Source organism: Mesorhizobium sp. M7A.F.Ca.US.005.03.2.1 (genome assembly GCF_003997795.1).
GTDB lineage: Bacteria > Pseudomonadota > Alphaproteobacteria > Rhizobiales > Rhizobiaceae > Mesorhizobium > Mesorhizobium ciceri.
This window is the reverse complement of record NZ_RZRP01000211.1, coordinates 1-8161: the sequence shown is the minus strand read 5'-3', so window position 1 is coordinate 8161 and position 8161 is coordinate 1. Positions and strand designations below refer to the sequence as shown.

The 8161-nt window shown below is 62.6% G+C and carries 9 protein-coding genes and 1 pseudogene; 3 read left to right on the top strand and 7 right to left on the bottom strand.

Going from position 1 to position 8161, the window contains the following annotated elements; genetic code table 11:
• On the bottom strand, positions 1-236 hold a 236-nt coding region (locus EN991_RS14150), incomplete at its 3' end, for an NAD(P)-binding protein (protein ID WP_127368986.1).
• Between the two features lie 343 nt (positions 237-579).
• On the opposite strand from EN991_RS14150, the gene EN991_RS14145 reads away from it, so the two are divergent.
• On the top strand, positions 580-1617 hold the full coding sequence (locus EN991_RS14145; protein ID WP_127368985.1) for a phosphatidylglycerol lysyltransferase domain-containing protein: 1038 nt from the start codon (positions 580-582) through the stop codon (positions 1615-1617).
• Between the two features lie 155 nt (positions 1618-1772).
• Here EN991_RS14145 and EN991_RS14140 read toward each other — a convergent pair.
• From EN991_RS14140 to EN991_RS14115, 6 genes and pseudogenes are all read right to left on the bottom strand, one after another.
• Positions 1773-2183, bottom strand: a pseudogene (locus EN991_RS14140) (ABC transporter permease); the annotation flags it as partial.
• A gap of 78 nt (positions 2184-2261) precedes the next feature.
• Entirely contained in the window at positions 2262-2921 is a 660-nt protein-coding gene (ehuD, locus tag EN991_RS14135) for an ectoine/hydroxyectoine ABC transporter permease subunit EhuD (protein ID WP_024502312.1), read from the bottom strand.
• Between the two features lie 34 nt (positions 2922-2955).
• Entirely contained in the window at positions 2956-3615 is a 660-nt protein-coding gene (gene ehuC / locus EN991_RS14130) for an ectoine/hydroxyectoine ABC transporter permease subunit EhuC (RefSeq protein WP_013530328.1), read from the bottom strand.
• A 157-nt stretch (positions 3616-3772) separates the two neighbouring features.
• On the bottom strand, positions 3773-4624 hold the full coding sequence (gene ehuB / locus EN991_RS14125) for an ectoine/hydroxyectoine ABC transporter substrate-binding protein EhuB (RefSeq protein WP_013530327.1): 852 nt from the start codon (positions 4622-4624) through the stop codon (positions 3773-3775).
• An 87-nt stretch (positions 4625-4711) separates the two neighbouring features.
• Positions 4712-5503, bottom strand: a complete 792-nt coding sequence (ehuA, locus tag EN991_RS14120; RefSeq protein ID WP_027162225.1) for an ectoine/hydroxyectoine ABC transporter ATP-binding protein EhuA — start codon at positions 5501-5503, stop codon at positions 4712-4714.
• A gap of 126 nt (positions 5504-5629) precedes the next feature.
• Positions 5630-7015 (bottom strand): PLP-dependent aminotransferase family protein, encoded by a 1386-nt coding sequence (locus EN991_RS14115; protein ID WP_013530325.1) that lies wholly within the window; start codon positions 7013-7015, stop codon positions 5630-5632.
• 82 nt (positions 7016-7097) lie between these two features.
• On the opposite strand from EN991_RS14115, the gene EN991_RS14110 reads away from it, so the two are divergent.
• Positions 7098-7589 (top strand): Lrp/AsnC family transcriptional regulator, encoded by a 492-nt coding sequence (locus tag EN991_RS14110; protein ID WP_127368984.1) that lies wholly within the window; start codon positions 7098-7100, stop codon positions 7587-7589.
• A 130-nt stretch (positions 7590-7719) separates the two neighbouring features.
• Positions 7720-8161: aldehyde dehydrogenase family protein (locus tag EN991_RS14105; RefSeq protein WP_127368983.1), on the top strand; the 442-nt coding region annotated here is incomplete at its 3' end.

The window sequence follows — 8161 nt, the reverse complement described above, 5'->3', positions numbered from 1 at the left end:
GGATAGGGGAGACCAGGCAGCGAAGAAAGATCGCGGTGGGTGTTGAGATGCAATTGCTGGTGCCGCCGGTGCCATGGCTCAGCCAACCGGCTTTCCTTTTCCAGGATCGCCGTCGGCACGCCGGCGTTCATCAAGGCGTGCGCGACGGCCAGCCCGGCAGCACCGGCGCCGACGACGATTGCCGGCTCGACCTTGGCCGGCAGATCCACAACCGATCTGATTGTCGTATCAGTCATTCACTCGAATCCCGTTCGACGCTAGGCTGGCAGGACGCTGTAACCGTTTGATCCCGCGCAGGATCCCTGCAGCAAACCGCGGCCGAAATTTCGAGCGATGCGAATTAGCTCCGTACGCCGGGCCGCGGTTGCGCTCTATATGGCATATGCGCGATATCAACGGTAATCAGGTCGCGGCAATGTGATTGATTCGAGGCTCGGGGTGGCTGGCGGGTCTCGGTTATCCCCACGCGCATGCCCGAAATCGACTCCGATTTTCGAGTCATGCGCAGAATCAAAGTGTTACAGCACCTTGGCGCGTCCTGGACGGCCGGCGCTGTAGGCGGCACGCGGAATCTCGACCATGCCCTCCTTGCGGTTCTATTTCGACAAGATCCTTGAGGCCGCCGCGCCCGAGGTCGAGCGGCAGGCGCTGACCCATGTCGAACGCCTGGCACTGGTGCGCCGCTATGGCGACTTCTCGCTCGCCTATTCCACCGCCGTGCAAGGCAAGCTCTCCTATTTCGGCGACGCCGACGGCTACATCGCCTTCGGTACCAAGATGAAGCACCATTTCGCGCTCGGCGACCCGGTGGCGGCTCCGGCGCGTCGGGCCGATTACATCAAGCGCTTCGTCGAGACCGCCGGCAGCCCGTGGTTCGTGCAGGTCGGCGAGGAAACCGCACGCGTGCTGGCCGGCCTTGGCTACAAGGTCAATCGCCTCGGCATCGACACCCGCCTCACCCTGCCCGAGCATGATTTTTCCGGGAAGCGCAACGAGACCGTGCGCTACTCCGAGCGCTGGCTGCTGAAGAAAGGCTTTTCGTTCGACGAGGACAAGCGCACGATTTTTCTGGATGAAATTGCCCGGCTTTCGGAAAACTGGCGCGGCGACCGCATCGTCAAGCGCTGGGAGATGGGCTTTCTCAACCGCAACTTTGCCGACCATCTCGGCACCGACATGCGCCGTTTCGTCCTGCACGGTCCCGACGGCGGACTGGTCGCTCTGCTCGACTTCGACCCGCTGTGCCGCAACGGAAAGGTCATCGGCTACACGACGGCCTTCAAGCGCAAGCATATCGACGCTTCGCCGCATGCCGAGGTCGGCCTGACCAAATTTGCCGTCGACCGTTTTCGCGAAGAGGGCATCTCGGTGGTCACGCTCGGCCTGTCGCCGATGCTCGATATCGGGCCAAGCGGCTTTGCCGAAAGCGATTTCTGGCGCAATGCCTTCCAGCGCGCCTACGATTCGCCCTGGGTCAATCGCCGCAGGTTCAACCTGCAGGGCCAGGCGGCCTTCAAGCGCCGCTTCCACGGTGTCGAGGAGCCGGTCTACATCGCCTTCCGCAAGGGGACGTATGTCGAGATGCTGGGGTTGCTGCGGCTGGTCAAGGCGATCTAGATCTATCGATATTCAGGTGAGGCCGGCCTGCAAATGGCGGCTTCCTGCGCTTCCGGTGCTCACGTACGAAAAGTACGCTCCGCTCCGGTTCTCGGAATCCGCCATTTTCGACTCGGCCTGACCTGAATCTCAACAGACCTGGCGGCGTTCTGCCGTCAATTCCTCAACCGATACCCTGTCCTGAAGATCCAGGCGACGATCGTTATACAGATCAGCAGGAAGACGACCGTCATGCCGAGGCTGACGCCGACCGAGACGTCGGACTTGCCGTAGAAGCTCCAGCGGAAACCGCTGATCAGGTAGACGACCGGGTTGAACAGCGTGATCGTGCGCCAGACCTCGGGCAGCATGTTGATCGAATAGAAGCTGCCACCGAGGAAGGTCAGCGGCGTGATGATCAGCAGCGGAACCAGTTGCAGCTGCTCGAAACTCTTCGCCCAGATGCCGATGATGAAGCCGAACAGGCTGAAGGTCACCGCCGTCAGCACCAGGAAGGCGAGCATCCAGAACGGATGCAGGATGGTGAGCGGCACGAACAGCGAGGCGGTGGCCAGGATGATCAGGCCGATGCGCCGCTCCAGCGGACGCGCATCCAGTGCCGGCCGTTTTGGATATACCTTGATCTCGGGCAAGGGTTTCATCGGTTACCTCTCGATCTTGCCGTAGCGGCGTTCCAGCCAGCGCAGCAACACGACCGAAAACAGACTGATGACCAGGAAGAAAGCACCGACCAGGGTGATCGGCTCGATATAGCGATAGTAGGTGTTGGCGACGCTTTTGGCCTGGTTCATCAGTTCCAGCACGGTGATCGCCGACAGCAGCGGCGTTTCCTTGAACATGGCGATAAAGTAATTGGCGAGCGCCGGAATCATCGGTGGGATAGCCTGCGGAACGATGATGTGGGTCCAGGTCTGACTGGCGCTCAAATTGCACGCCTTGGCGGCCTCCCATTGGCCGCGCGGCACATTGTCGATGCCGGCACGATACACCTCGGCCGTATAGGTGCCGTAATGCAGCCCGAGCCCGATGACACCGGCGACCAGCGGCGGCAGCAGGATGCCGATGTCGGGCAGCACGTAGAAGATGAAATAGAGCTGCACCAGCAGCGGCGTGCCGCGGATGAATTCAGCCGCCCAGCCGACCGTGCGCGACAACGCCTTGTTGGGCGAGCGGCGCGCCAGCGCAATGCCAAGCCCGACGATCGCCGCCAGCACCGAGCCGAGCAGCGTCGCCAGGATGGTGATCTTCACGCCCTGGATCAGCGTTGGCATGATTTCCCAGACGAAATTCCAATCCCATTCCATCAGTAGGCCCAATTTATCAGAAGGGAGTTGGCCATCAGGCACGCACCCCGTCGAGGCCGCGCGCCATGCGTCGTTCCAGCGAGCGCACGCCCCACGAGATGAGCAGGGCGAGGATGAAATAGATGATCAGGATGGTGGTGAACGGCACCAGGGTGTTGCCGGTCTGGGCGCGCACCACCTGCGCCTGGAAGGTCAGGTCGGTGAGCGAGATCAGCGACACCACGGCGGTCGCCTTGAGCAATTCGATGGCATTGTTGCCAAAGGTCGGCAGCATCACCAGCAGCGCCTGTGGCAGGATGATGTGGCGCATGCCTTGCCAGCGGCCGAGATTGAGCGCTGTGCAGGCCTCATACTGTTCGCGGCCGATCGACTGGATGGCACCGCGCACCACTTCGGCGGCGTAGGCGCCGACATTGAGGCCGAGCGCCAGCACGCCGGCCTGCAACGGGGTCAGCGAAATGCCGATGAAGGGCAGCACGAAATAGGCCCAGAACAACTGCACGAAGATCGAGGTGCCGCGGAAGAACTCGATGTAGGCGGTGGCCAACCAACGCAGCGCAAAGAAGCGCGACACGCGCCCCATGCCGGCGAGGAAGGCCATGATCAGCGCCAGCACCGACCCCATCAGCGTCAGCTCGATGGTGACAAGCGCTCCCTGCAATATCAGGCCGAAATAGCCGGACCACTGGGTCATTCGGTTTCCAACGTTGGGTTTAGCATCTTCTCCCCGTTTACGGGGAGAAGATGCCGGCAGGCAGATGAGGGGCGGCGCGAACTTGCGAAGGTTTGGCGCCGCCCCTCATCCGTCACTTCGTGACACCTTCTCCGCGTTGAACGGGGAGAAGGAAGAATCACTTCGCCGCGCAGAGCTTGTCGCGGCTGGTCGACATCGCGGCTGCCGCCGAGAAGCCGTAGGGCTCGATGATCTTGGCGAACTCGCCTGATTTCTTCATCTTGGCCAGTTCCACATCGAAGGCGTCGCGCAGTGCCTCGTCGCCCTTCTTGAAAGCGGCGCCGTCGCAATAGACCGGTGCGCCCTGCACCGGAGCGATGACTTCGAGGTTCGGATCGTTGGCCTTCTTGACCAGATCATTGATCGACAGGACGGGCAGCGAATAAGCGTCGATGCGGCCATCCTGGAGCATCTTCACGCCGCTCTGGCCATCCGGCACGACGATGACGCGATCGCGTGGCACGCCGGCATTGAGCGCGAGCTTCTCCTCGGTGCCGCCGCCCGGCGCGCCGATGGTCGCAGTCGTATCCTTGGCGACATCCTCATAGCTCTTGAAGCCCTTTGGATTGCCTTTCTTCACCAGCATCGCCTCGGCGTCGCACAGCACGGGTTCCGAATAGGCGACCGCAGCACAGCGCTCCGGCTTCATGAACAGGCCGGCGGTGACGACATCGAAGCGACCGGCCTGCAGGCCGGGGATCATGGCGCCATATTCGGAGATCGAAGCGGCAACGTCGGCGACGCCGAGCCGCTTGAATATCTCGCGGGCCACATCAGGCGCGGCACCCGAAACCTTGCCGTCGGCGGCGACCGCCGTATAGGGCGGCTCGTTGGCGATGGCGAGGCGGGCGAAACCTTGCGCCTTGAGCTGCTCGAGCTTGCTGTCATCGGCCGAACCGGGGATCGAGGCGGCCAGCACCGCCGTCAGTGCAAGACCGGCAACGCCGGCCAGAATGCCAAGTTTGTTCATTGTTCCCAACTCCTTGTTTCTTGTCTTGCTTTGTTGCATGGCGGCCCTCGCCGCCTCGGGACGACTTCGTCGCCCTGGGCATTGCGGTCAGACCCGATGTCCGGCCGCGATGATCTTCTTCAGGAAACCTTGCGTGCGCTCCTGCTTGGGATTGCGGAAAATCTCGTCCGGTTTGCCTTCTTCGACGATCCTGCCGCGATCGAAGAACAGCACCCGGTCGGCGAAATCATGGGCAAAGCCCATCTCGTGGGTGACCAGCAGCATGGTCATGTCGGTCTCGGCGGCGAGCTTGCGCATGACGTTCATCACCTCCTCGACCAGCTCTGGATCGAGCGCCGACGTCACCTCGTCGAACAGCATGATCTTCGGCGACAGCGCCAGCGCCCGAGCGATCGCCACGCGTTGCTTCTGCCCACCGGACAGCTGCGCCGGCATGTTCTTGGCCTTGTCGGCCATGCCGACCATTTCGAGCAGTTCCATCGCCCGCTTTTCGGCGGCGGCACGCGGCGTGCCCTTGGTCAGCATCGGCGCCAGCGTGACATTGTCCATGACGCACTTGTGCGGAAACAGGTTGAACAGCTGGAACACCATGCCGATCTTCTGGCGCATCCTTGTCAGATGCCGCTCATCGGCGGGCAACAGCTGGCCATTGCGCTCCATGTGATAGAGCTGCTCGCCGTCGATCTGGATATGACCGCCATCGATGCGCTCCAGCGTCATCAGGATGCGCAGGATCGTCGTCTTGCCCGAACCCGATGGGCCGATCAGTGCCAGCTTCTCGCCGGGCATGACTTGCATCGACAGGCCGTCCAGCACCTTGAAGCTGCCGAAGCTTTTCGAGATGCTGTCGATCTTGATGATGGGCGCTGGTGCGGACAAATCTATTTCCCCGTGCTGGAGAAGCTTATGCCCCTTAACGATGCGGAACGCGCCAAATCATGTCAATTGGGAAAATAATATCATGACAATTATTCTGATTCCGCACAATTTCCGGGCAAACCGGACCTAGATTGCGAGCAGCAGATGCTCCGGATCGCCAAGCAGCAGCTTGGTGACAACGCCGAGGCCGGCGCGCAGTTCCCCCTCGGTGGTCGAACCCAGCGAGATACGCACCGCCGGATGCCAGGGCGCACCCGAAATACGGAAGGATGTTCCGGGCGCGATAGCCACGCCTTGCAGGCGGGCCTGGGCGACAAAGCTTTCCTCGGCACGGTCCGCGGGCAGTTGAAGCCAGACATGCAGCCCGTCTCGCCGGGCGCGATAGTCGACCCCCGCCAGCACCTGCGCTGCAATATCCTGCCGGCGCCGCAAAGCCGCGCGCTGCCAGTGGACAAGCTCCATCGCCGTGCCGTCGGTCACCCATTTGGTGGCGATCTCGGCCACCAGCGGCGTCGCCATCCAGTTCGAAACCAGATGCCGGTTGGCGACGGCGGCGACGTAGCGGTCGGGTGCGGCCAGATAGCCGATGCGCAGGCCGGGCACGGTGATCTTGGTGAAGGAGGTGACGTAGAGCGTACGCTCCGGCGCGAACGCGGCAACCGGCGGCGGCCGGTCTTCGACCAGCGGACCCAGCACATCGTTCTCGATGATGGCGATATCGTGCTTGCGCGCGACCGCCGCGATCTCTTCTCGCCGCCGCGCATCCATCAGCGTCGCCGTCGGATTGATGACCGAGGGCTGCACGAAGACCGCGCGGATGTCGGAAAGCCGGCAGGCCTCGTCCAGCGCTTCCGGAATCAGGCCGTTGTCGTCGATCGGCAGGCCTTCCAGGTTGAAGCCGAGATAGCGTGCCAACGGCACCAGCGTATGGTGGCCGATCGCCTCCGTGGCGACCGTAGAGCCCGGCGGCGCGACGCTCATCAGCGCCACTGTCATGCCGGCGGTGGCGCCGTTGGTCAGGCTGACGTTCTGCGGCGATGCATCGAGGCCGCACAGTCTCAACCATTCGACCGCCACCGCGCGGTGGCGGGGAAACACCATGTTGGGCCGGAACGAAAGTGCTGAACTCGACGGCAGGTTCTCAGCCAGCCATCCCAGTGCCTGCTTCAGCCGCTCAAGATGCATCGGCTCGCAGACCGGTTTCAGGATCGAAAGGTCGATGACTTCACCGAGCCGCTCCGGCAGATAGGGCGGCTCGGGCTCGCGGCGCTGCGTCTGGACGAAGCTGCCGCGGCCGATCTCGCCCGAAATCAGGCCGCGGCGGATCAGTTCCTCATAGGCGCGGCTAACCGTCTGCACCGAAAGCTTGAGGTCGTCGGCCAGCCTGCGATGGGTCGGCAACCGCGCGCCATTGGCAAGGCGTCCGTCATGGATGGCGCGCGCGAACTGGTCGGCCAGCGACTGATAGGCCGGCCGCCGGATAAGCGCGGGATCGGGTTGCCACAATGTCATGACTTATTAGAGATCGAAATCAGTGCAATTGACAATCGAAATAATGCGCCGTCATGGTACTCGGACGAAAAAGTGAGCCCTGATGACATCAGCAAAACTCGACCCGATCGACCTGAAAATCCTCGACGCCATCCAGCGCGACGGACGCATCACCAAGCTGGCGCTGGCCGAGCAGGTCGGCCTGTCTCCGACGCCGTGCTGGATGCGGTTGCGCAAGCTGGAAAAGGCCGGCATCGTCTCGGGCTATCACGCCAGGATCGCCATGCGCGTCGTGGCACCCGTTGCCACCGTGCTGATGGAGGTGACGCTGGCAAACCACCGCCAGGCCGATTTCGACCGCTTCGAGCGCGTTATACGCGATGTTCCCGAGATCGTCGCCTGCTGGTCTGTCGGCGGCGGCGTCGACTATCTGTTGAAGGTAATGGCGCGCGACATCGACGCCTATCAGCGGCTGGTCGATCGCTTGCTGGACCGCGAGATCGGCATCGATCGTTACTTCACCTACATCGTCATCAAGACCGTGAAGGACGAGGTGGCGCTGCCCCTCGCAGAGCTTTTGCCGGCGTCGTCATAGGAGCGGAGAGATTCTCTCGCCGGGCAACCCGATAGAGAGAGTCTCTCTACGCCAGGACTTCCAAACAGCCTCTCTATCTGCATCGGGCGGATAGTCTTCCCGCATCAGTCCGAACCGGGAGGCTTTGACCATGTCCGCGCATTTCGCCCGCTCGCATCGCCATGAAGCGCTCGACGGCCTCGCCGACCGCCGGCTGCTGCGCGAACTGGCCTATGTCGATGGCCACTGGACCGCAAGCGAGGCTGCCGAAAGCTTCGAGGTCACCGATCCGGCCACCGGCACGACCGTCGCTTTCGTCGCCGCGCTCGATGGCCGGCAGACGACAAAGGCGATCGATGCCGCGGCGCGTGCCTTCCCGGCCTGGCGGGCGCTGTTGCCGCAGGAGCGCTCGAAAATTTTACGAAAATGGTTCGAGCTGATCGTCGGCGCCAAGGATGATCTGGCTCTGCTGATGACGCTTGAACAGGGCAAGCCTCTGCAGGAATCGCTGGGCGAGATCGACTACGCCGCCTCCTTCGTCGAATGGTATGCCGAGGAAGCAAAACGCGTGAACGCCGAGAGCGTCACCAGCC

Coding starts and splice junctions, on each gene's coding strand:
- EN991_RS14110 (WP_127368984.1), top strand. CDS start 7,098: ATGACATCAGCAAAACTCGACCCGATCGACCTGAAAATCCTCGACGCC.
- EN991_RS14145 (WP_127368985.1), top strand. CDS start 580: ATGCCCTCCTTGCGGTTCTATTTCGACAAGATCCTTGAGGCCGCCGCG.
- ehuC (WP_013530328.1), bottom strand. CDS start 3,615: ATGACCCAGTGGTCCGGCTATTTCGGCCTGATATTGCAGGGAGCGCTT.
- ehuB (WP_013530327.1), bottom strand. CDS start 4,624: ATGAACAAACTTGGCATTCTGGCCGGCGTTGCCGGTCTTGCACTGACG.
- ehuD (WP_024502312.1), bottom strand. CDS start 2,921: ATGGAATGGGATTGGAATTTCGTCTGGGAAATCATGCCAACGCTGATC.
- EN991_RS14115 (WP_013530325.1), bottom strand. CDS start 7,015: ATGACATTGTGGCAACCCGATCCCGCGCTTATCCGGCGGCCGGCCTAT.